The 22,601-nt window shown below is 40.1% G+C and carries 23 protein-coding genes; 13 read left to right on the top strand and 10 right to left on the bottom strand.

Translation table 11 applies throughout. From position 1 onward, the window contains the following. Positions 1-106: 106 nt before the first annotated feature. On the bottom strand, positions 107-1,210 hold the full coding sequence (locus Q4567_RS12190; protein WP_252728761.1) for a glycoside hydrolase family 43 protein: 1,104 nt from the start codon (positions 1,208-1,210) through the stop codon (positions 107-109). A gap of 228 nt (positions 1,211-1,438) precedes the next feature. Next, positions 1,439-1,891, bottom strand: coding sequence for an Lrp/AsnC family transcriptional regulator (locus Q4567_RS12185; protein ID WP_303500535.1), 453 nt, complete (start codon positions 1,889-1,891; stop codon positions 1,439-1,441). A 123-nt stretch (positions 1,892-2,014) separates the two neighbouring features. Between Q4567_RS12185 and cysK the strand changes: the two genes are divergently transcribed. From cysK to ruvX, 4 genes are all read left to right on the top strand, one after another. Beyond that, the gene (gene cysK, locus Q4567_RS12180; protein ID WP_216046957.1) at positions 2,015-2,995 is read left to right on the top strand and encodes a cysteine synthase A; all 981 of its coding nucleotides are present in this window, start codon (positions 2,015-2,017) and stop codon (positions 2,993-2,995) included. Between the two features lie 192 nt (positions 2,996-3,187). Then, positions 3,188-4,153 carry a glutathione synthase gene (gene gshB, locus Q4567_RS12175; RefSeq protein ID WP_303500534.1) on the top strand — a complete coding sequence of 322 codons (966 nt, stop codon included), beginning with the start codon at positions 3,188-3,190 and terminating at the stop codon, positions 4,151-4,153. Further along, positions 4,140-4,697 carry a YqgE/AlgH family protein gene (locus tag Q4567_RS12170; protein ID WP_216046878.1) on the top strand — a complete coding sequence of 186 codons (558 nt, stop codon included), beginning with the start codon at positions 4,140-4,142 and terminating at the stop codon, positions 4,695-4,697. The genes gshB and Q4567_RS12170 overlap by 14 nt, the downstream gene beginning before the upstream one ends. 15 nt (positions 4,698-4,712) lie before the next feature. Then, the gene (ruvX, locus tag Q4567_RS12165; protein WP_216046879.1) at positions 4,713-5,132 is read left to right on the top strand and encodes a Holliday junction resolvase RuvX; all 420 of its coding nucleotides are present in this window, start codon (positions 4,713-4,715) and stop codon (positions 5,130-5,132) included. Positions 5,133-5,134: 2 nt separating this feature from the next. Here ruvX and Q4567_RS12160 read toward each other — a convergent pair whose 3' ends face one another. The 3 genes from Q4567_RS12160 to Q4567_RS12150 are packed head-to-tail and all read right to left on the bottom strand — an operon-like array spanning position 5,135 to position 7,632. Further along, entirely contained in the window at positions 5,135-5,461 is a 327-nt protein-coding gene (locus tag Q4567_RS12160) for a DUF2007 domain-containing protein (protein ID WP_216046880.1), read from the bottom strand. 5 nt (positions 5,462-5,466) lie between these two features. After that, positions 5,467-6,579, bottom strand: a complete 1,113-nt coding sequence (locus Q4567_RS12155) for a PilT/PilU family type 4a pilus ATPase (RefSeq protein WP_216046881.1) — start codon at positions 6,577-6,579, stop codon at positions 5,467-5,469. 9 nt (positions 6,580-6,588) lie between these two features. After that, positions 6,589-7,632, bottom strand: coding sequence for a type IV pilus twitching motility protein PilT (locus Q4567_RS12150; protein WP_216046882.1), 1,044 nt, complete (start codon positions 7,630-7,632; stop codon positions 6,589-6,591). Positions 7,633-7,661: 29 nt separating this feature from the next. Here Q4567_RS12150 and Q4567_RS12145 point away from each other — a divergent pair, with 29 nt between their 5' ends. The 6 genes from Q4567_RS12145 (at position 7,662) to Q4567_RS12120 (ending at position 14,278) form a co-directional block, all read left to right on the top strand. Then, positions 7,662-8,354: a YggS family pyridoxal phosphate-dependent enzyme gene (locus tag Q4567_RS12145; RefSeq protein ID WP_216046883.1), complete on the top strand. Its 693-nt coding sequence runs from the start codon at positions 7,662-7,664 to the stop codon at positions 8,352-8,354. Between the two features lie 13 nt (positions 8,355-8,367). Next, positions 8,368-9,189: a pyrroline-5-carboxylate reductase gene (proC, locus tag Q4567_RS12140; RefSeq protein WP_303500532.1), complete on the top strand. Its 822-nt coding sequence runs from the start codon at positions 8,368-8,370 to the stop codon at positions 9,187-9,189. Between the two features lie 14 nt (positions 9,190-9,203). Next, positions 9,204-9,725 (top strand): YggT family protein, encoded by a 522-nt coding sequence (locus tag Q4567_RS12135; protein ID WP_216046885.1) that lies wholly within the window; start codon positions 9,204-9,206, stop codon positions 9,723-9,725. A 9-nt stretch (positions 9,726-9,734) separates the two neighbouring features. Further along, a complete protein-coding gene (locus Q4567_RS12130) occupies positions 9,735-10,160 on the top strand; it encodes a DUF4426 domain-containing protein (protein WP_216046886.1) in 426 nt (141 codons plus the stop codon). A gap of 100 nt (positions 10,161-10,260) precedes the next feature. After that, complete coding sequence (locus Q4567_RS12125) at positions 10,261-11,544, top strand: PotD/PotF family extracellular solute-binding protein (protein WP_216046887.1); 1,284 nt, start codon at positions 10,261-10,263, stop codon at positions 11,542-11,544. 139 nt (positions 11,545-11,683) lie between these two features. Continuing rightward, a complete protein-coding gene (locus tag Q4567_RS12120) occupies positions 11,684-14,278 on the top strand; it encodes an ATP-binding protein (RefSeq protein WP_303500531.1) in 2,595 nt (864 codons plus the stop codon). A gap of 85 nt (positions 14,279-14,363) precedes the next feature. Here the strand turns inward: Q4567_RS12120 and Q4567_RS12115 are convergent, their stop codons facing one another. The 3 genes from Q4567_RS12115 to yaaA form a co-directional block, all read right to left on the bottom strand. Next, positions 14,364-14,759, bottom strand: a complete 396-nt coding sequence (locus Q4567_RS12115) for a DUF3718 domain-containing protein (protein ID WP_303500529.1) — start codon at positions 14,757-14,759, stop codon at positions 14,364-14,366. A gap of 135 nt (positions 14,760-14,894) precedes the next feature. Next, positions 14,895-16,151 carry a lytic murein transglycosylase gene (locus Q4567_RS12110; protein WP_216046890.1) on the bottom strand — a complete coding sequence of 419 codons (1,257 nt, stop codon included), beginning with the start codon at positions 16,149-16,151 and terminating at the stop codon, positions 14,895-14,897. Positions 16,152-16,244: 93 nt separating this feature from the next. Beyond that, the gene (yaaA, locus tag Q4567_RS12105; RefSeq protein ID WP_303500526.1) at positions 16,245-17,018 is read right to left on the bottom strand and encodes a peroxide stress protein YaaA; all 774 of its coding nucleotides are present in this window, start codon (positions 17,016-17,018) and stop codon (positions 16,245-16,247) included. Positions 17,019-17,397: 379 nt separating this feature from the next. Here yaaA and tal point away from each other — a divergent pair, with 379 nt between their 5' ends. The 3 genes from tal (at position 17,398) to Q4567_RS12090 (ending at position 20,571) form a co-directional block, all read left to right on the top strand. Next, positions 17,398-18,351 (top strand): transaldolase, encoded by a 954-nt coding sequence (tal, locus tag Q4567_RS12100; protein WP_216046892.1) that lies wholly within the window; start codon positions 17,398-17,400, stop codon positions 18,349-18,351. 103 nt (positions 18,352-18,454) lie between these two features. Then, entirely contained in the window at positions 18,455-20,101 is a 1,647-nt protein-coding gene (pgi, locus tag Q4567_RS12095; protein ID WP_216046893.1) for a glucose-6-phosphate isomerase, read from the top strand. 299 nt (positions 20,102-20,400) lie between these two features. Continuing rightward, a complete protein-coding gene (locus Q4567_RS12090) occupies positions 20,401-20,571 on the top strand; it encodes a DUF3545 family protein (RefSeq protein WP_216046894.1) in 171 nt (56 codons plus the stop codon). Positions 20,572-20,625: 54 nt separating this feature from the next. On the opposite strand, the gene ung is transcribed toward Q4567_RS12090, so the two are convergent. Continuing rightward, the gene (gene ung / locus Q4567_RS12085; protein ID WP_303500525.1) at positions 20,626-21,288 is read right to left on the bottom strand and encodes a uracil-DNA glycosylase; all 663 of its coding nucleotides are present in this window, start codon (positions 21,286-21,288) and stop codon (positions 20,626-20,628) included. Continuing rightward, complete coding sequence (thrC, locus tag Q4567_RS12080) at positions 21,289-22,575, bottom strand: threonine synthase (RefSeq protein ID WP_216046896.1); 1,287 nt, start codon at positions 22,573-22,575, stop codon at positions 21,289-21,291. It abuts the gene before it with no gap. Between the last annotated feature and the right edge of the window lie 26 nt (positions 22,576-22,601).

The raw sequence follows: 22,601 nt of genomic DNA, 5'->3' as shown, positions 1-22,601 counted from the left end.
TTGCCTTTCAATCACATAACACTGTTAAAGAGTTGTTAATCGATAGAGTATAGATAAGGCTCTAATTTTGGAAATAAAAAATAATTAAGATAAAACCATTACTAGATTAATTAATCGGATAAGGTTCAATGGTCTCGATACTGCCGTCGGCTAAATGCGTTAGCTTAGTCATTTTTACGCTACGCAAATGGGTTTGTCCTTTCGATAATTTGCTATCGTGATAAAACAAATACCATTGACCCGCATATTCCACAATCGAGTGATGATTGGTCCAACCCACAACTGGATTTAAAACAACTCCTTGGTAAACAAAGGGTCCCATAGGATTGTCGCCCACCGCATAGGCTATTTTATGAGTATCACCGGTTGAATAAGAAAAGTAATATTTGCCTTGGTATTTATGCACCCACGCCGCCTCAAAGAATCGTTTCTGGTTATCTCCTGCTTTGAGCGGACTGCCATCTTTATTCAGTAATACAACATCTTGCAATTGGCCTTCGATACTCAGCATATCGTTGGATAGCATAGCCACTTTAGGCATTAGCGCTGGCTCATCATCGTTTGGATATGTGTCGTGGGGCGAATAATGGCCCATTTGCCATCGTTGCAGTTGGCCTCCCCAAATACCTCCAACGTAAAGGTAATAGCTGCCATCAGTATCAGCAAATACCGCAGGATCAATACTGTAAACATCTTTGATTGGCTCGGCTTGAGCAATAAAAGGGCCGCTGGGAGTATCACTCATGGCTACGCCCACTCTAAATATATCCTGCTCATCCTTAGCCGGAAAATAAAGATAATACTTTCCATTTTTATAGGCTGCATCTGGTGCCCATAGCTGCTTTTTCGCCCAAGCAATGGAGTCTAATGACAATGCTTCCTCGTGTAGGGTTACCTCGCCTTTGGGGTTAATAGAGATAACTCTATAATCTCGCATAGCAAACCTAGCACCATCAGCGCTTCTTTCAATTCCTGATTCGATATCGTGGGAGGGGTAAACATAGATAGCGTCTTCAAACACATGTGCTGAAGGATCTGCTGTGTATATTTGTGTTAGTAGTTCGGTGTCAAATTGCACGCGAAAATCAGGAAATTTATCGTCGGCATGAGTGGCTGAGGAGCTGTTACCTTCGCAACCATTCATTGTCATCATCAGTATGACTAGCGAAGCAAAAATGCTCGGGCTCGCGCGGTTTAAAAAACGATTCATAATTGCATCCATGTGCGTTTAATCTAAGCGCGTCAATGCTCATTTAAACGAACATTTAGAGCGACTAACTTGCTGCTAGATTACCACTCATTTGCTCGATTCAGGTTTACATAAATTTCATAATGCTATTACAAATCATCACAATCTGGATGATTTAAGCTGATTAAGCTTTTCACTAAGGCATGCTTGAACAACAAAACATGAGTTACAAACAAAGTAACTCGATGCTTAAACAATAGGTAAGGTAGTCGTATATTTAATTTGTTCCATTGCAAAACTTGAAGTGACGTCAGATAAATCGATACCAGAGACCAACTTTTTGTAAAAAACATCAAATGCTTTTAGATCCTTAACCATCACTTTGAGCATATAATCGTATTCCCCACTCATACGATAAAACTCAACCACCTCTTCTAAATTACTAGCATGTACAGCAAACATTTTGAGCCATTTATCATCATGTTTTCCGGCTTTTACTTGCACAAATGCGGTGACGTTTAACCCAACTTTTTCACTGTTCAACAAGGCCACACGTCGGTTGATTACACCTTGTTTTTCAAGTAACTGAATACGTCTCCAACAGGGTGTATTGCTCAAACCGACCTGTTCAGCTATATGACTTACTGAAAGAGTTACGTCTTGTTGCATTAATCGCAAAATGCGCTTATCTATAGCATCCACAATGTTAATTACCTTACAAATTAGAATTAAATTCTAATATAAAGTAAATAAGTGAAATATTTTAGAATTTTTTACTTTTTTTGCATGTCAAACTAATTAAAAATCACAATGGATACAACGATTATGTTGGCAAGACAAAACATCATTCAACCGCAAGCGACTTTAACCGAAAACATACATGGCGATATTACCCAAACAATTGGCAATACGCCGTTAGTTAGATTGTCACGCATTATTGAAAATGCCGGGCTCGAATGTGATCTGGTTGCCAAGGTGGAATATTTTAATCCTGCTGGCTCTGTCAAAGATCGTCCAGCTTTGGCGATGATAGATGCGTTAATGGCCTCGGATGAGTTCACAGCAGATACCCACATCATTGAAGCAACATCGGGTAATAACGGGGTGGCATGTGCGTGGATTTGCGCAATCCGACAAATTCCATTAACTATTGTTATTCCAGAACACATGTCGATCGAACGTAGAAAGTTAATCCGTTTATATGGCGCAGAAGTTATTACCACACCTAAAGCGCTAGGTACTAAAGGTGCCATTGACCATGCGGCATTATTGGTTAGCCAGCAGCCAAACGCGGTTTCGTTAAATCAATTTTCAAATCAAGCCAATGTGGACACCCACTTTAATACCACTGCTCAGGAAATTTGGCGAGACAGCGGCGGAAATATTGATATATTTGTTGCCGGTGTAGGCACAGGAGGCACTATTACTGGTATTGCCAAAGCCCTCAAACAACTTAATTCGAACATCCAAATTGTTGCAGTGGAACCCAGCGCTTGTCCGGTGTTAAGTGAAGGGAAAAGTGGCGTGCATAAAATTCAAGGACTTAGCTCTGGTCATATCCCGGATATTTTAGATGTAAGCGTAATTGATGACATACAGACTATCAGTGACGATGATGCCGTTGAATACGCCAGAATGTTAGCCAGAGTTGAAGGAATTCCAGTAGGCATTTCATCAGGTGCCGCAGTATGTGCAGCCATGAGATTAGCTGCACTAGCAGAAAATAAAGGCAAAAGAATTGTGACCTTGTTCGCCGATACTGCAGAGCGTTATTTTAGTACTGATTTGTTTGCCCACTGCCAATAAAGCAAAAATAAATACAGCCAACTATTAACATCATTAACAGCACTTATTTTTGCAGGTTAGTGAACTGCGATTGTAAATATATTGGCAATTCTAAAAGATCTGTATTTTTTAGGTTGCCTTTCTCTTGAAATTTTTAGTCGTAGCACAAGATCTTAGGTATGATGAAATATTAACAATCAGCAAGGATCAATATTGGCTATTAAACTCGGGATCGTAATGGATCCGATTGAAAGCATAAATATCAAAAAAGACACCAGTTTTGCGATGCTTTTGGATGCCCAAAAACGCGGGTATGAGATTACCTATATGGAAATGTCTGACCTGTACATTGATAACGGTGTTCCCATGGCACAAATGCGGCCTTTGAAAGTCATCAAAGACCCACAAAAGTGGTTTGAATTAGGTGAATCAAAGAATCTCAACTTGGCAGAGCTTGATGTTATTTTAATGCGCAAAGATCCGCCTTTTGATAGTGAATTTCTGTACTCAACACATATATTTTCTTTAGCTGAACAAGCTGGCACTTTAGTCGTTAATCGCTCCTCCAGTTTACGTGACTTTAATGAGAAGTTGTTTACTTCATGGTTCCCAGATTTAATTCCAGATACATTGGTCACCCGCAATTCAGCGTTGATCCGTGAATTCCATAAAAAGCATCAGGACATCATTTGTAAACCATTAGATGGTATGGGTGGTACATCTATTTTTCGCGTCACCCCAGATGGCACGAACTTGGGTGTGATCATGGAAACCTTGACTAACAATGGTTCCACTTATGCGATGTTTCAGCGCTACATGCCAGAAATAAAAGACGGTGACAAACGAATACTGATTATTGATGGACAGGTTGTTCCCTATTGTCTTGCTCGCTTACCGACTAAGGGCGAAACCCGCGGAAATTTAGCCGCTGGCGGAACAGGAAGACCACAACCCTTGTCTGAATCGGATAAACAAATAGCCGAAAAGATAGCTCCGTTGCTGGTTGAAAAAGGCTTAATCTTTGTAGGCCTTGATGTCATAGGCGATCGAATTACCGAAATTAATGTCACCAGTCCCACTTGTGTTCAAGAAATTGAAGCCGCATATGATGTCAACATTACAGGTATGTTATTCGATGCTATTGAAAAACGTTTAGGTGAAAGTAATGCAAAGCTTTGAACATCATTTATTGGTCGCAATGCCAAGTTTAGATGATCCGTATTTTGCCCGTTCTCTAACTTACATTTGTGAACACAATGACAAAGGCGCTATGGGTTTGGTGATTAATCAGCCGATCGGTATGAGCTTACAAGAATTAATCACCCAAGCAGATAAAGACGCCATAGTATTGGCAGAAAAAGCAGATGAAATTGTTTTGGCTGGCGGTCCTGTGAGTCAAGACCGTGGTTTTATCTTGCACACAACCCAACCAGGTTGGAGTTCAAGTTTACAACTCACATCGGAAATCATGATCACCACCTCCAAAGATATACTATCGGCGCTTGGTAATGAAAAAGCCCCAGCTAAATCCTTAGTGACCCTAGGTTACGCCGGTTGGACTGCGGGGCAACTTGAAGAAGAAGTGCAAAACAATTCATGGTTGATAGTGGAAGCGGATGAGGAATTATTATTCGACGTCCCTATCCACAAAAAATGGGAAGAAGCTGTTCGCAAACTTGGCATAGACGTTTGGCAACTGGGTCCGGATGCGGGTCATGCTTAAAAGGCGTTTAAAATTATGACAAGCACCTCTAAAACCTTATTGGGTTTTGATTTTGGAACCAAAAGTATTGGTGTTGCTATTGGCCAAGAAATTACCGGTACAGCTTCGCCGTTAGAGGCAATTCATGCCCGTGATGGTATTCCTGATTGGGAGCTGGTAAATAAAGTCTATGAACAATGGCAACCCCATTTAGTGGTCGTTGGGCTGCCTTTAAATATGGACGGTAGCAAACAAGAGATGACGTTTAGGGCGCAAAAGTTTGCGAACAGGCTACACGCAAAATTTAAAGTCCCAGTGCAAACTCTTGACGAGCGTCTAACCACTGTAGATGCAAAAGCACGATTGTTTGAAATGGGAGGGTTTAAAAAGCTCACTAAAGGCAAGGTAGATAGCGCTTCTGCATGCTTAATCTTAGAAAGTTTTATGTCACAGTAAAATTATAATGTGTTTGCCGTGGCAGTGATACTATTGCCACAATTCCAACACAGTGAAAAGCTTCCTTCATTTTCTTCATTGCATTTCTCACATACCCAATTTTTTGCCTCTGCAGGTTGTACGTCGAATTCCTCAATTAATTTATTCGCCTTGTGTTGCCATGCATCATCAGTTAACCAAACTTCAGGCATAGCATCTAATGGCGATAATTCCCCGATTGCGCCAATTGCAAACTCATTCTTAATAAAATTGGGAATGTGATTATCATCTAATAGCTGCTTAATCTGGTAGATACGAAAACGATCATTGTGCCAATAAATTTTTTTCATTCAGGCTAATCCATATCAATGGAAACATTAGACAGTGAACCTAAACCTGTCCCCTCTTCCGTATCCAGTTTAATCATTAAACGCAGGTCATTTGGTGAATCAGCATGATGGATAGCCTGTTCCATGCTAATGCGTTCTTGTTTATATAATTCATACAAAGCCATATCAAAGCTTTGCATCCCCATTTCTTTGCCTTTTTTCATTGCTTCTTTGAGCGAACCAATTTCATTGCGCTGAATTAAATCTGTCACTAATGGCGAGTTAAGTAAAATTTCGATGGCCGCAACCCGCCCTTTACCGTCAATCGTAGGAACAAGCTGTTGTGCAACAATGGCTCGCAAATTCAAACTCAAATCGAAACGTAATTTTTCATGCTGCTCTGGTGGTGCTAAGTGCATAATCCGTTCAATCGCCTGATTGGCATTGTTGGCGTGTAAAGTCGCCACACATAAGTGCCCGGTATCGGCAAATGACATGGCATATTCCATGGTTTCCATAGATCGAATTTCGCCAATCAAAATCACATCCGGCGCTTGTCGCAATGAACTTTTAAGCGCATCGTCGAACGAACGAGTGTCTATGCCCACTTCCCGTTGTGTCACCACACATCCTGCATGTTCGTGGACAAATTCGATAGGGTCCTCAATGGTCAGTATGTGGCCTCTTGAGTTTTGATTACGATGTCCCATCAATGCAGCTAAGGATGTTGATTTACCGGTACCTGTAGCCCCAACAAACAACAACAGTCCTCGCTTGGACATTATGACGTCTTTAAGTATCTCTGGTAGGCCCAGCTCATCGGCTTTGGGAATTTGCGTAACGATGCGGCGAACCACCATGCCGGCCATATCCCGCTGCCAAAAGGCACTGCAACGAAAACGTCCAATGCCATCTCTAGCAATCGCAAAGTTACACTCTTTACTGTTATTAAATTCGTCCTGCTGTTTCTCGCTCATAACGTTATGAACCAGTGCAAGTGCGGCTTCTTCACTTAAACGCTCATCATTGATCGGCGTCATTTGCCCATTTATTTTTGCACTAATGGGAAAGCCAACTGTAATAAACAAGTCTGATGCACCTTGTTCTGCCATTTTTCTCAGATAAGGATTTAAGTCCATTGGATACTCCTAGAAACCAATTTTTGGTTGTTTATCAACAGATTTAGACGCCGCATCTTGGGCGGTTATCACGCCTTGAGCAACGAGACGTTGTAAACATTGATCCATGGTTTGCATTCCATGGGCCTGACCGGTTTGAATTACCGAATACATTTGCGGAACCTTATCTTCACGGATCAAATTACGAATTGCTGGAATCCCTATCATAATCTCATGAGCTGCAATTCGGCCGCCGCCCACCTTCTTCAACAATGTTTGAGAAATTACCGCTCGCAAAGACTCTGAGAGCATGGAGCGTACCATCGACTTTTCTTCAGCCGGAAATACGTCAATGATTCTATCTATGGTCTTAGGTGCTGAGTTGGTATGTAAAGTTGCAAATACCAAATGGCCTGTTTCGGCAGCGGAGATCGCCAAGCGAATGGTTTCTAAGTCCCGCAATTCACCCACCAGTATCACATCGGGATCTTCCCGTAATGCAGATCGCAGCGCATTATTAAAACTGTGAGTATCCCGATGCACTTCACGCTGGTTGAGTACACAAAGTTTGTTTTGATGGACAAATTCAATGGGATCTTCAATGGTTAGAATGTGCTCTCTTTTACTAGTATTGATGTGATCTATCATCGCCGCCAAGGTCGTACTTTTCCCCGAACCTGTTGCCCCGGTAACCAACACTATACCTGTAGGCTGATTAATAATATCTTTGAAAATAGCCGGAGCGCCCAAATCATCCAAAGTGAGTACTTTACTCGGGATAGTCCTTAGTACCGCCGCTGCGCCTCGGTTTTGCACAAAGGCATTGACACGAAATCGAGATAAATCTTTTACTTCAAAAGAAAAATCCACTTCCAAATTTTCTTCGTATTCTTTACGTTGTTTATCGTTCATGATTTCGTAAACCAACGCATGTACCTGTTTATGATCCAATTCCGGCACATTTAAACGGCGAATTTCACCGTCTACACGTATTATCGGTGGCAACCCCGCTGATAGATGTAAATCTGATGCATTATTCTTAACACTAAAAGCTAAAAGTTCGGTAATATCCAAAATACGATTCTCCGTCTAAATAGTGGCTCATGGAAACAATAGCAGAACGTCTCAAAAGCGCACATAAAAGCCTAACTATGGCATTAAATAAAGCTAATCGTGCGCCAAATTCAGTGCAAATACTAGCAGTGAGTAAAACAAAACCGGTATCTGATATCGTCCTTGCGTATGAAGCAGGACACCGATCATTCGGCGAAAACTATGTGCAAGAGGGTGTCGAAAAAGTTCAGGAATTGCAAGAGCTTAAAGATATTGAATGGCACTTTATTGGCCCCATTCAATCAAATAAAAGTAAACCCGTAGCAGAGAATTTCGACTGGGTGCAAAGTGTCGATCGAGAAAAAATCGCGAAACGCTTAAATAATCACCGTAGTGCGCACAAAAAATTAAATGTGTTAATTCAGGTAAATATCAACGCTGAAGAAAGTAAAGCTGGGGTTTTACCTAATGAAATTGAGACACTAGCCGCGCTAATTGATACACTACCCAACTTAACGCTTAGAGGATTAATGACAATTCCCAAAGCTTCACAATCTGCACAAGAACTGGTTAACACCTATCAACACATGCACCAACTTTTCGTCGACTTACAACACTCTTATGAATCAGTTGACACATTATCCATGGGCATGAGTGCAGATATAGAACCAGCAGTGCTAAATGGAAGTACTATGGTACGGGTAGGAACAGCCATATTTGGTGCCCGCAATTACACAACCTAAGAGACAATAATTTATGAGTGAAAAAACCATTGCGTTTATTGGCGCAGGTAACATGACACGTTCGATTATCTCCGGTCTGGTAAAATCGGGATATGATCCAAAGAAAATCATTGCCAGTAATCCATCTATCGGCAAATTAGAAAGTTTACAGTCTGAATTAGGGGTGAATATCACCCAAGACAACCAAGATGCCGTTAAACAAGCCAATGTCATAGTGCTTGCGGTTAAACCTCAACTGATGGAAACAGTTTGCCAAGATTTAGCCAGCAAACTAGATTTAAACGGCAAGCTATTTGTGTCCATTGCTGCGGGAATAAGTCACGCACGTTTGCTGGAAATGCTTGGCGGTAATTACGATTTGGTTAGAACGATGCCAAATACACCTAGCCTATTAAGTAAAGGCATGACAGGTTTGTATGCCCCCGATACCCTTGCCGCTGATTTAAAAGAGTTTGTAGATCAGATGATGGGCAGTGTTGGTGAAACATTGTGGGTATCCAAAGAATCCGACATAGATATCGTTATTGCCACAGCAGGCAGCAGCCCAGCCTATTTTTTCTTATTCTTAGAATCAATGCAGAATCATGCTGTGTCGTTGGGAATGAGCCAACAAGACAGCAGAAAACTAGTCCAACAAGCAATGTTGGGCGCAGCTGAAATGGTTTGTCACAATGAACACCTTGAAATTGGCGAGCTTAGAGCCCAAGTTACTTCAAAAGGTGGTACAACTAATCAAGCTATCGAGAGCTTTCAAACTAGTGATTTGCCGTCAATTGTCGCAACAGCGATGGATGCTGCAATTAGTCGTGCCCAACAAATGTCTAAACAATTTTAAAGGTATCAATATTTATGGAAGCCGTGGCTTTTTTGGTTGAAACAATTTTTAAGCTCTACTTGATGGTCGTCATGTTAAGACTTTGGCTACAATTAGCCCAAGCTGACTTTTATAACCCTTTGAGTCAATTCATAGTCAAAGTGACACATCCAATAATAGGTCCATTACGCAGAGTTATTCCATCTATTGGCAGATTTGATACCGCGACTTTTGTATTTGCGCTGGTCATTGCGTTGGCCAACATATGGGTGATTGCTGCGATTAATGGATTCATGTTAACCAATGTTTTTTGGATATTGAAAAACGCCTTGGTAATGCTGCTTGTTGAAGGGGTTCAATTAATTATATATGTGTTAATTATTCGCGCGATCTTAAGTTGGGTAAGTCAAGGCAACAACCCTCTTGAATTCTTATTCCAGCAATTAACTGAACCTATGATTGCCCCCATAAGACGCATCATACCGCCTATCGGTGGGCTTGATTTATCACCTATGATATTAATCATCTTTTTGCTTTTTATCATGCGACTATTTTAGGAAGATAAAATGTTTTATCGGGTTATTTGTATTTCACTAATAGTGTTTGCTAGTTTTGCATCGGCTGAACAGAAAAAGGTTTTGGGTGATTGGGATGTGCATTACATCGCCTTTAATACAACTTTTTTGACGCCCGAAATCGCTCGGGCGAATGGGATTGTTCGTAGCCCAAATAATACGCTAATTAATATTTCTGTTATTAATAGACAAAACGACCAGGCTCAAAAAGTAGATATTAGCGGCACCGCAAGAAACCTGCTGGGCACCACTATAGAACTTACTTTTAAACCGGTAGTCGAGGGAGAAGCCATATATTATTTGGCTTCGATGCCCTTCGAGCATGAAGATCATTACCGCTTCAATATTTCTTTACAACAGAATAAAGTACAGCAAACACTAAAATTTGAACAAAAGCTTTATCGTGAAGAACAGTAATAAATAAACGAATTTAGTTGTATTTTTATACCATTGTTTAATGGTAAAACCTGCCAAATTACTCTAACGTTTAGGTATTAAAACTAAACGACTAGTTTCCATGGAAAAGAATCCCAAGCTTTTGGATAAAACCAAACGCAATACCCTAAAAACGTTAGCTAAAAGTGGTGCTAGCGCCGTGCTTCTTAGCAAGGCGCCTTATGTGTTTGCCCGAACGAAAACCGTATTAAAGGTGCTTGGTACCCATGTAACTTTGCAAAACGAGTTGCGCGAGCAAGCCATGCAGGACCTAGGTATCGATTTAGTGTTTGAAGCTAGGGGCAGCGCAGCAGTCATGCAAAAAGCCTCAATGGACCCTAGTTCTTTTGATTTATACGAGCAATGGTCAAATAGTATCAATGTGCTTTGGGCAGCGGGAGCTATCCAAGCCATAGATAAAAACAGAATTACGCACTGGAATGAGATCAACTCATTAACCAAAACGGGCAAAATCACTGATAGCGCTAAAATTGGTGCAGGGGATGCCCCGTTTAAAATTCTACACGTACAAGACGACGGCAGTTTAGGTACAGATCACACCGACAAGATTAGTTTTTTACCATACGTACACAATGTCGATTCTTTTGGTTACAACACCAACAAAATACCTCAAGGAGTTCCATACGAAACCGAAAGCTGGGGTTGGTTGTTGGACGCCAAAAATAGAGGAAAGGTAGGCATTGTCAATGCGCCAACTATTGGCATCTTTGACTTAGCCTTAGCGGCCCAAGCCCAAGGTGTTCTGACGTTCAACGACATAGGTGCAATGTCTAAGCGCGAATTAGACATATTGTTTGATTACCTAATTGACCTAAAGCACCAAAATCACTTTAGCGGCTTTTGGACGTCTGTTCCCGAGTCAGTTGATTTTATGCGCTCTGACCGAGTTCACATTGAAAGTATGTTCTCACCTGCAGTATCTGCATTGAACGGACAAAATGTACCTGTCTCATTTGCCGCTCCTAAAGAAGGTTATAGGGGCTGGCACGGTGTCATGTGCATGTCATCTGCGATTTCCGCGAGTAAGAAAGATGCGGCCTATGATTATATGAATTGGTGGTTATCTGGTTGGCCTGGGGCTTTTATCGCCAAACAAGGTTACTATATTTCTAACCCACAACGTTCAGCTAAGTTTTTAAGTCAGGCAGAATGGGATTATTGGTATCGCGGTTTAGCCGCGATTCACGACTTGCAAGGGACTGATGGCAATATATCAGTGAAAAAAGGCGATATTCGTTCCGGTGGGAATTACGAAACGCGATTCTCAAATGTAGCAGTTTGGAATACGGTTATGCCCACTTACGATTATAGTCTGCAAAAATGGTACGAATTTATTAGCTCATAAGACATTTGGAGGTCTAAAGTAATTGTTTAATTCGTTAAAAATTCAAATAACGATAGTGTTAACTGCGCTGATACTTTTCTTAATTGCACAATCGTATTTGTCCACTAAAAATCAGGAAGTGTTTTTTTCTGGTATAACGTTGTCCCAACAAACAATGGAAAAGGTTGGACTTGTTCGAGATCTTGAAAAAGATGTTCTTGATATCCAGCGTTATGTACTGATTTTTAAACAAACTGCAAGTGACTCTGTGATCGGGCGTTTTGACTCCATTCACGAAAAAATCAATAACAACCTATCATTGTTAAATTCATCAATCCAATCTGATGGACAGGCAGAAGCCTATACCGATAGAATTAACAGAATGCGCGCCCACCTTGAAGAATATAGAAGTAACTTCGAAACTGTTGTGCAAGGACGAAGTCGCAGAGAACGACTATTTGAAGATGACATTAAAACGCGATTTATTACTATCCAAACGCAGTTGCAAGAATATCAAACAAACACAAACCTTTCCGCAGAGCAATACAAAGACGTGTTAACAGCTAAGCAGCTATTGTCTGAGGCACATACAAAATCATTAGAATATTTGTTAACACCAGATCCTGTCATTATTAAAGAATTTGATGATTTGCTGTCTCAAGCAAAAGATATTTTGAACAGTTCAATTCAAGACCCAAAAATGTTTATAGCCGTGGAAAGCGATCTGGGCAAGTTAAGCACTGATTTTAAACAACTTTCGCAAATTACTCGTGGCTATTTGTTTTTAATTAACGTTGTAATGGCAGGTTCCGCAAACGAATTTTTATACTTAACCCGTGAACTCAATCAACTTGTCACCGACAACCAACAACGAATCAATTCAGAAATTATTCAAAGCGGAAAAGATGCACAAAGCAGAAATAGTCTTTTTGCCGCCATAAGTGTAGCGCTTGCTGTGATAGCTGCGTTGTTTTTTACCTATCGGGTGATGATGCCAATATCTGAAATGACTGAGCTATTTAAACAGCTTGCCAGCGGCAAAGGTATCAATAAAAAAATACAAAGACGGCGAAATAACGAGATTGGCGATTTAGCCTCGGCAGCTCAAGTATTCCAAGAAAAGAACATACAGACCCAAGAGCTTTTAGAGCAATCAAAACAATTGAATGCCCAACAAGAAAAATTAAACAAAGAGTTGGCAATATCAACTAAGAAAGCTGAGCGGGCGTTGGCAACCAAAAGCATCTTTCTTGCTAATATGAGTCATGAAATCCGAACTCCTATGAATGGTATCATTGGCTTAGTCGATATAGTGTTAAAATCGAAACTGGATGAAGAGCAGAGAGCGAACTTAGAAAAAGTAGCTTATTCAACCCATATTTTATTGAATTTAATTAATGATATTCTCGATTTTTCTAAGATTGAAGCAGGCAAACTGGATATAGAAAAAGTTAAATTTTCACCCAAATCAATGTTCGAAAATTTACTCGCAAATATTTCTGCAAAAGGCAATGAAAAGAACCTCAATATTCATTTCATCGTGAACCCTCTTTTGCCTCGGGAGCTTATCGGTGACCCGATGAGAATAAGCCAAGTATTGCTTAACTTATGCACTAATGCGGTCAAATTTACCCGCAATGGTTCAGTCATTATCAACATAGACTTTGCGTCTTTAGGTAATAATAAAATTTGTTTGAAAATATCGGTAAAAGACACCGGTATTGGCATGGAAGAAAAACAGCTTAACAATATTTTTAATCCATTCACTCAAGCGGACGAATCTACCAGCAGAAGGTTTGGTGGCACAGGTTTGGGTTTATCTATTGTCAAACAGCTTGTTGAATTGATGGACGGAAAGATAACCGTTGAGTCCGAAGTAAATCGCGGAAGTCACTTTAAAGTTGACTTAGTATTAGATACCGAAAATCAGAATAAATGCATTATGGATTTAGGGCTTGCGGTTAGCATCGCGCACGTTTCTGTCCACGATTCAGGCTTAACTCCCCTTTCATATCTGCAAAAATTAGACAACGACTATGTATCCTTATCATTAACTGAAATTGATAGTTTTGATTTTCAAACCAAAGAAAATTCATTGTTGTTAATGGATATTGACGACATTAAAACCCATAAAGTCTTAAATCAACACATTGCAAACGCAAAAGAAAAAGGTGTCAAAATTGGTTTAGTCACTAATACACAACCAAGTACACTACCTTCATTATTACAACAAAAGTGGGATCTACCAGTACTTTCTCATCCATTTACGCCAAGGCATTTTAGCTTATTTGTATTGCAAGCTTTAGGGGTTGAAGTGCAGTACAACAAAGATGAATTGGGAGAAATAAGCCTTGTTCCAGCGCAACTCAGTGGCCATGTTTTATTAGTGGAAGATAATCATATCAACCAAATTGTTGCTTGTGAGATGTTATCAAACTTAGGCCTGACGTATGACGTGGCTGAAGATGGTCATCAAGCTGTTACAAAGATCGTCAATTCACCTCAATACGATATTGTTTTAATGGATATCCAAATGCCAGTAATGGACGGTTATGAAGCGACCAAACTGTTAAGGCAGCGGGGATTTGATGATCTAGTGATATGCGGACTATCGGCAAATGCGATGAGCTCAGATTATGATATGGCATATGCTGCTGGCATGAATGATTATATAACTAAACCAATTAAGCCTCAGATGTTAAATAAAATACTGAGTAAGTACCTACCTCAGACGAAAAAACAGTCATGTAGTTGACTGTTTTTCGACTTGCATGCAAGTGATTACGCTATCAATTAATAAATATATAATAGGCTTAACAAGCAATGGTTGTTTAACCTTATTAGATTCTATCTTTTAAAACCGCTGAGATTGGTGACGAATCTAAGCCGTTTTCAGCGATCCAAGATTGCAGAGTTTTGCCATCATTTTCTGGTGAGGTTAAGTCACTTTTTGGCATTTTCTTAACTAAAAGTGTTCCTGTTTCAATGGCTTCATTTAACACAGCTGTTCTAATCAGACTATTTCCACCGCAGGTAACGCCTGAATAATAATCTTTTAATTTAAGACGAAAATCAGATTGTACCTTTTTCATCTTTTTGCGTAATTCACCTTTGTCATCCGTCTTAACAATAGTACAAATATTCTGTAATGCGTCGTTGATATCTGCTTGAGCTGGTCCGCTATAGAGAAAGGATGCAGTAACTACAAGAAGAGAAGTTTTAACAATTTTCAACATGGCTAATTCCTCAATTAATTAAATGTTTTCGAAATAATTTCAGCTGCGTTCGCTGTTGAGGTCATTAGACTAAAGTTCTATAACGGTTGAAATATGTACAGCAATACTCCGGTATATTGATTAATACAACTAAGGTTAAACACCATCTAGTTTTTGACTTTTATTTACCGCTTCTTGCACACTGATGAAAACACTTTGGTCTGGGTATCCGTCGGCTAACATATTGTTTGCCAATTGAAATTGACGAATTCCTTTGCGAGTGGCTGGCCCCATGATCCCATCAGCTTTACCTACATCAAAGCCTAATTCGTTTAATCCATCCTGTAATTCGATCATTTGACTAATAGGATAATTCGGTAAATCAGGCAACGACTTCGCCCACTCAGGCTTACCAATGATTCGGTCTGCTAGATAACCTACGGCAAGAGCATAAGACTCAGAATTGTTCCAGCGCATAATCACATCAAAGTTGCTGTAAACAAGGAAGGCTGGCCCTTTCGCTCCGGTAGGCAAGATCAAAGAAGCATCTATTTCACTTTTAGGGATCTTGTCATCATTGACCTTTCGAACGCCAAATTCCGACCACTGGGTTAATTGTTTACGACTATCTTTACCAGCGTGACTGTAATCGAAGTTAGCAGGGAGATTCACTTCTCTTCCCCATATAAACCCTTTTTTCCAGCCCAGTTTATTTAAGAAGTTAGCTGCCGATGACAAGGCATCAGGTTCACTATCCCATAAGTCTACTAAACCATCATTATCGCCATCTACCGCATAATTAATATAGGCTGAAGGCATAAATTGAGTGTGCCCCATGGCGCCTGCCCAAGATCCCAACATCTTGTCTTTTTTTAAGTTTTCTCTTTGCATTAACTTCAGAGCCGTTAGTAACTCCTGAGTGAAAAATCGACTACGGCGCTCATCGCAGGCTAATGTTGCCAATGAATCGATTATCGGCATTTTGCCTTTATAACTACCAAAATTAGTTTCTAATCCCCAAAATGATATTAAATAGTGTGCAGGCACCCCGTATTCTTGAGTTAATTGGTTTAATAAGTCTTTATGCTTACGCAGCATTTCTCGACCTTTATCAATTCGCCATTGGGTGACACGTTTATTTAAATAAGTAGGGAAAGTTTGTACAAACTCTGGTTGATTGCGGTCGTATTCGAGCACTTTATCAATCTGTTTCACATCATCTAACGCGTAAGAGATGACTGTTTTATCAATTCCCGCTGTCTCCGCTTTTTGCTGTATATCAGAGATACAGGCTGAAAAAACCTGCTGCGCTGAATCTTGTGCAGCCTCAATGGTGGCAGATTGTGCCATTAAGCTGGCAGAATAAAGCAAGTTGGCAGCGATCAAGGCGCTTTTGCTAATAACAGAAATCATATAGTTCCTTGGCGTTAGTGTTTCAAACAGTAGCTTACACTCGTTATATGGGCTTGTAATCATTTTCCCATTGGGATTTTAACGACTCGAGTATTACTGCTCTTCTCTGGTAAAGACCCATTGTTTATCATTACTTAACGATGCACTAAATTGATATCCGGCACTATCGAACTGTTTAATTTGTGCAGGGTCAGATAAGCGCTTTTCGATAATATAACGGGCCATCAATCCACGTGCTTTTTTGGCATAAAAACTAATCACTTTATATTCACCGTTCTTTTTATCTTTAAAAACGGGGGTAATGAGTTTTCCATTTAAGCTCTTGACCTTAACTGACTTAAAATATTCATTTGAGGCCAAATTAACCAGTACTTCATCACCTTGTTGGCTTAACGCTTGATTAATTCCAGCGGTTATTTTCTCACCCCAAAATTCATACAGATCTTTTCCTCGTTTGTTGTTGAGTTTCGTCCCCATTTCCAAACGGTATGGTTGCATAAGATCTAAAGGTCTAAGTAAGCCATACAAACCAGACAAAATTCGCATATGTTGTTGTGCATATTGAAGATCCTCTTCACTAAATTGCTCAGCTTGAATGCCGGTGTAGACATCACCGTTAAACGCCAAAATTGCCTGTTTAGCGTTGTCTTGGTTAAATGGCAAAGACCAACTACTAAACCGTGCAGCATTTAAGCCTGCTAATTTGTCACTGATATGCATTAGGCTAGATAAATCTGCCGGTGTTAATTTGACACACTCTTTGATTAACAGTTCAGAATCGGCCAAATATTCAGGCTGTGAGAAAAGTTGAGTAGTAGAGGGGGTTTCGTAGTCTAAATTCTTTGCAGGTGATACAACAACTAGCATCAAATATCCTTTCTTTTTATAGGCGTTAATTATGAAGTTCTGAGCAACTATCACTATACCATTAATTGTATTTACTAAACATTTTGACAAGCACAAATTTCACAGTTCAATTTTTATTTAATCGCAACTCTCTGAGTCAGAATCTAGGAGTTCATACAACTATTTTGAGTAATTACTCACAACTCATATAAATGCCCACTTTTATTTATTATAATATGACCATTATTTTTTAATAGTTCAATGTCCGATAGTGTAGAAACCAAACCTCAACAGTTATACCCTGTGAGTGATTCTAAAGGTTTACTATATTTCATGACGTAATCTTGATAACAACTGACTATCGATGATTGCAAAATTAATCATTTCTAAAGAGGTTTATATGACAAATCAATTAGCAGCTTTACGGGAAATCACCACAGTCGTGGCAGATACTGGTGACATCGAAGCAATTAAAAAGTATCAACCTGTTGATGCCACTACAAACCCATCTTTGTTACTTAAAGCTGCTGAATTACCGCAATATCGTTCATTAATTGAAGACTCCGTTGCATGGGCAAAAACCCAATCAGATGATGTCACACAGCAAATAGAAGATGCTGGCGATATGTTGGCGGTTAAAATTGGTAAAGAGATTGTCAATATCGTACCAGGTCGTATATCAACAGAAGTAGATGCACGCTTATCTTTCGATACACAAGGCAGTATTGCCAAAGCGAAAAAATTAATCGGACTTTATGAACAAGCTGGCGTGAGTAAAGAGCGGGTATTAATTAAACTTGCTTCTACTTGGGAAGGAATTCGCGCTGCTGAAATTCTGGAAAAAGAAAGTATTAACTGTAACCTAACGTTGTTATTCAGCTTTGCTCAAGCCAGAGCATGTGCTGAAGCTGGGGTTTTCCTGATTTCACCTTTTGTTGGACGAATTCTTGATTGGTACAAAGCAAGCACTGGTAAAGATAGCTACGCTGCGAATGAAGATCCAGGAGTAGTATCTGTCAGCAACATTTATCAGTACTACAAAGAACACGGTTATAAAACTGTTGTTATGGGTGCCAGTTTCCGTAATACCGGCGAAATAATTGAGCTTGCAGGCTGTGACCGATTAACCATTAGCCCAAATCTACTTGAAGAACTTTCACAAACTGAAGGTGGCTTAGAAACCAAATTAGTAGACAAAGGCGCCACTAAAACCCCTGGCGAAAAGCTAACTGAAAGTCAATTTAGATGGGAACATAACCAAGATCCAATGGCGACGGAAAAGCTTGCTGAAGGTATTCGCAACTTTGCCAAAGACCAAGACAAACTAGAAGTTATGTTGAAAGAGCTTTTGTAATTTCATTTATCCTGAGCTATAGAACACTTGTGTTTCTTATGGTCAATATAAAATTGAAATGATATAGCAACCTTTAATCGCCGATATAAAAGAGAATTGATAAATGTCTTTAGTAAATCAAAGTGAACAATGGAAAACCCTTGAGAATTTGGCTAGCTCAATAGCTGGTCAACACATGCGTGATTGGTTCGATGCTGATCACTCCAGAGCGGCTAAATACTACCTCGAAGGCTGTGGCATCAAGCTAGATTATTCTAAAAACTTAATAAACCAAGAAATACTTGAAGCATTGTTTAGTTTAGCTGAAAGTCAACAAGTGACGGCCAAGCGCGACGCCATGTTCGAAGGCAAGATTGTTAACCACACTGAAAAAAGAGCTGTGCTGCATACGGCTTTGAGAAACTTTTCCGGTGAAGCAGTTTTAGTCGATGGCGAAGATGTAATGCCAGAAGTTCTAGCAACACAAGAAAAGATTAAAGACTTTGTCCATTCAATCCACTCTGGTGCGCACCTAGGCTATACAGGTAAAACAATTAAACATATTGTTGCTATAGGTATTGGTGGTTCATTTTTAGGCCCTAAAATCATGTCTGAGGCCTTGAAGCCTTATTGGCATAAAGGTATTTCGGTACATTACGTTGCCAATGTGGATGGCTGTCATATTCAAGATGTGTTGTCTGAGCTTGATCATACTGACACCTTGATTGTGATGTCCTCTAAATCCTTTACGACCCAAGAGACATTGCAAAATACCCTGACGGCTAAACAATGGTTCCTTGACCAAGGCGGCAGTCAGAGCGATATTGCTAAGCACTTTGTAGCAGTCTCATCTAACGTCAAGGCTGCTGTAGATTTTGGGATGGACGAAAATAACATATTTCCGATGTGGGATTGGGTTGGTGGCCGCTATTCACTTTGGTCAGCCATAGGTTTACCGATTGCGTTAACCATCGGCTACCAAAATTATCGTGAGTTACTAGAGGGTGCTTACGAGATGGATTGCCACTTCAAAGAAGCTCCTCCAGAACAAAACCTACCAATGTTATTAGGCTTACTTGGAATTTGGTATACCAACTTCCACGGCGCTCAAAGTCATGTTTTGCTGCCTTACTATCACTATTTACGTGGTTTCCCAGCTTACGTTCAACAATTGGATATGGAAAGTAATGGTAAATGTGTGGCAGGTTTGAATGAGCAAATCGATTATGCCACAGGACCTGTCATTTGGGGCAGCGAGGGAACCAATGGCCAGCACTCGTTCCATCAATTAATTCATCAAGGGAAAGTGCTTATCCCTGCTGATTTTATGTTTCCTTTAAACGTACATAATCAAGATGACACTCATCACGCTATGTTGGCTTCAAATTGTTTTGGTCAAACCCAAGCTCTGATGCAAGGCAAAACATATGAAGAGTGTTATGCCGATTTAGAAAGTGCAAATTTAGATGAACAAACCCGTCAGTCATTAGCCACCCATAAAACTATGCCTGGTAACAAACCGAGCAATACTTTGTTGTTTGACCAACTAGATCCCAAGACCCTTGGTGCTCTAGTGTGTATGTATGAACACAAAGTATTTGTGCAAGGAGCGATTTGGGGTGTGAACTCATTTGACCAATGGGGTGTTGAGCTTGGAAAAGTGCTGGGTAACCAAGTTTTAGATAAACTGGTTAATAGCGACGCCAGTTTGGATTTTGATAGTTCAACAAATCAATTAATTTCTGCGTTTAGGGCTGCCAATAAAAGTTAATCGCCAACCCTGTTGAAAATACGGTTTGCTGCTCGCCATTTATCATCAATGAAAGGCAGCAAACCGCTATTAACACAAGTTCTATTTTTAAACATAAACACTGCAATTCGCTCACTTTACCAGCAACTTCCACTTTTTTGTCATCAAATATTCATGTTTTATTAACAAAAACTAAAAGTAATAGTTTTATTTTTATAGCGCCTGTGGTAAATAATTACTCGGACAGGAAAACTAGAGTAGGAAATGCTAGTTGACTGTCTAGCCTTATTTGCGCCAAAAACAATAAATGGAGACGTAAAGTGGATACAAAAGAATTATTGTCAATGATTGACACCGAATCCCGCCCTTCTAAAACTAAAAGCAAAAAGCGTAAGTGGAGAGAAATAGAAGCGATTCAAGATCGCTATAAACTAAGAAAAGAGCTCGAAGATATGGATATGTCGTTAGAAGCTGAATTAGCTAACCTATAATTAATAAACGAAAGCCCCACATTGTTGGGGCTTTTCTTTTGCAGCTATAGATATCTAACCAATTTGCCAATTTATTGGTGAGTGGCCTTGGCGTATCAGAATTTGATTCACTTGGGAGAAGTGTTTGCATCCTAAGAAGCCCCTATGTGCTGACAAAGGCGATGGATGAGGTGCACTAAGAACATGCTGACGATCATGCTCAACTAGCAGACCTTTTTTTTGTGCATGACTTCCCCACAATAAGAACACTAAGCCTTGCCGATTCTGATTCAGTTGTTTTATCACTTTATCAGTGAAGATCTCCCAGCCGATTTTTGCGTGAGAGTGGGCTTTGCCCTGCTCTACCGTTAATACCGTATTAAGCAGTAACACACCCTGCTGTGCCCATTGTTTCAAGTTGCCATGGGTTGGGATTCTAAAACCTTCAATATCTTGCGCTAACTCTTTGTAAATATTCTTTAATGACGGCGGGATTTTAACGGTTGATTCTACGGAAAAACTTAGGCCATGTGCTTGTCCAGGACCATGATAGGGATCTTGACCTAATATAACGACTTTAACATCCGCAAAAGGGGTAATATTGAATGCGCTGAAAACATTCTCAGCAGGCGGATAAATGATTTTACCCGCCTTACGTTCAGCCGCAATAAATTGCTGCATCTGTTGAAAGTAAGGCTGTTTTTTTTCAGCCTTAATTATTTCATCCCAAGTAAGCATTTACGCTTGCAATGTTTTAAACAAATGCGCCTTGAGTTGCTCGTAATCGTTAGCCAGCTCTACCGAGAAGCTTTCTTTACCAGCACATTCTGCCAATGGCTGTGGCAAGCTAATAGGTTGTCCTAGCACATTCTCTACACTTTCTCTGAATTTCGCTGGGTGGGCAGTTCCTAAGAATATACCGGTCTCACCTGGCTCGATAAAACGAGTTAACGATTTGTATGCTATCGCGGCATGAGGCTCACTCACATAACCAAGTTGCGCCAACTGTTTCATCGCTACTTGAGTGTAATCTTCATCAACCGCATCGCCTTGCAACATTTCTTTGTCGATTAAACCACGTTCAATTAAGGCTTCGATTCTTGGCCAGTTATTAGGCTGACTAACATCCATTGCATTTGATAATGTGGCTACGGTAGCTTTCGGATCCCATTCTCCCGTTTTAAGATAACGAGGAACAGTATCATTAGAATTGGTCGCGGCAATAAAGCGTTTAATTGGAAGCCCCATCACTTTAGCAATCATACCAGCGGTTAAATTACCAAAATTACCGCTTGGCACAGAAATTACCACGTTTTCACGTTCTTCTTCTGACAACTGCGAAATGGCTTCAAAGTAGTAACAAACTTGCGCAAGCAAGCGGCTAATGTTGATTGAGTTTGCCGAATTTAAGTGCAAACCTTGGCGTACATCTAAATCATCAAATGATGTTTTCACCAACTGCTGACAAGCATCAAAATCATCTTCGATTGCAACTGTGTGAATATTATCACCCAGTGTCGTGAATAGTTTTTCCTGCAATAGGCTAATTTTGCCTTTAGGGTACAGAATCACGACATTAATATTATCTAAACCATGAAAGGCATGTGCCACAGCAGCTCCGGTATCACCTGAGGTAGCAGTAAGGATAGTAATAGGTTCACCTTTTGCAATCACAGACAGCACTTGGGCCATAAAGCGGCCACCAAAATCTTTAAACGCTAGTGTCGGACCATGGAACAATTCGAGGCTATAGATACCGTCGGTTACTTTTGCCAACGGCGCTTCAAAGTAAAAAGCTTTCTCTACAATGCTTTGAATTTCGTGTTTGGGAAGCTCATCGCCAATCAATTGTGACAATATTTCCACTGAACGGGGAACGAATGGCATATCCAAGATTGCTTGGATATTTTCGAATTTAGGAAAAACCTTTGGAAAGTAAAGTCCTTGGTTTTTACCTAACCCTTTTTTTACCGCTTCAGCGAAACTTACTTTGTCGCTGTCATCTTTTAAATTAAACAATTCCACTTGATTACTACCTTCATTTTATCGGT

The organism is Aliiglaciecola sp. 2_MG-2023 (genome assembly GCF_030548145.1).
Taxonomy (GTDB): Bacteria; Pseudomonadota; Gammaproteobacteria; order Enterobacterales; family Alteromonadaceae; genus Aliiglaciecola; species Aliiglaciecola lipolytica_A.
The sequence above is the reverse complement of the archived record's forward strand: the minus strand, read 5'-3'. Positions and strand labels throughout refer to the sequence as shown.

Coding starts and splice junctions, on each gene's coding strand:
- Q4567_RS12135 (WP_216046885.1), top strand. CDS start 9,204: ATGGAAGCCGTGGCTTTTTTGGTTGAAACAATTTTTAAGCTCTACTTG.
- tal (WP_216046892.1), top strand. CDS start 17,398: ATGACAAATCAATTAGCAGCTTTACGGGAAATCACCACAGTCGTGGCA.
- proC (WP_303500532.1), top strand. CDS start 8,368: ATGAGTGAAAAAACCATTGCGTTTATTGGCGCAGGTAACATGACACGT.
- Q4567_RS12155 (WP_216046881.1), bottom strand. CDS start 6,579: ATGGACTTAAATCCTTATCTGAGAAAAATGGCAGAACAAGGTGCATCA.
- Q4567_RS12125 (WP_216046887.1), top strand. CDS start 10,261: ATGGAAAAGAATCCCAAGCTTTTGGATAAAACCAAACGCAATACCCTA.
- ruvX (WP_216046879.1), top strand. CDS start 4,713: ATGACAAGCACCTCTAAAACCTTATTGGGTTTTGATTTTGGAACCAAA.
- Q4567_RS12110 (WP_216046890.1), bottom strand. CDS start 16,151: ATGATTTCTGTTATTAGCAAAAGCGCCTTGATCGCTGCCAACTTGCTT.
- Q4567_RS12130 (WP_216046886.1), top strand. CDS start 9,735: ATGTTTTATCGGGTTATTTGTATTTCACTAATAGTGTTTGCTAGTTTT.
- yaaA (WP_303500526.1), bottom strand. CDS start 17,018: ATGCTAGTTGTTGTATCACCTGCAAAGAATTTAGACTACGAAACCCCC.
- Q4567_RS12145 (WP_216046883.1), top strand. CDS start 7,662: ATGGAAACAATAGCAGAACGTCTCAAAAGCGCACATAAAAGCCTAACT.
- ung (WP_303500525.1), bottom strand. CDS start 21,288: ATGCTTACTTGGGATGAAATAATTAAGGCTGAAAAAAAACAGCCTTAC.
- cysK (WP_216046957.1), top strand. CDS start 2,015: ATGTTGGCAAGACAAAACATCATTCAACCGCAAGCGACTTTAACCGAA.
- Q4567_RS12160 (WP_216046880.1), bottom strand. CDS start 5,461: ATGAAAAAAATTTATTGGCACAATGATCGTTTTCGTATCTACCAGATT.
- pgi (WP_216046893.1), top strand. CDS start 18,455: ATGTCTTTAGTAAATCAAAGTGAACAATGGAAAACCCTTGAGAATTTG.
- Q4567_RS12190 (WP_252728761.1), bottom strand. CDS start 1,210: ATGAATCGTTTTTTAAACCGCGCGAGCCCGAGCATTTTTGCTTCGCTA.
- Q4567_RS12170 (WP_216046878.1), top strand. CDS start 4,140: ATGCAAAGCTTTGAACATCATTTATTGGTCGCAATGCCAAGTTTAGAT.
- Q4567_RS12115 (WP_303500529.1), bottom strand. CDS start 14,759: ATGTTGAAAATTGTTAAAACTTCTCTTCTTGTAGTTACTGCATCCTTT.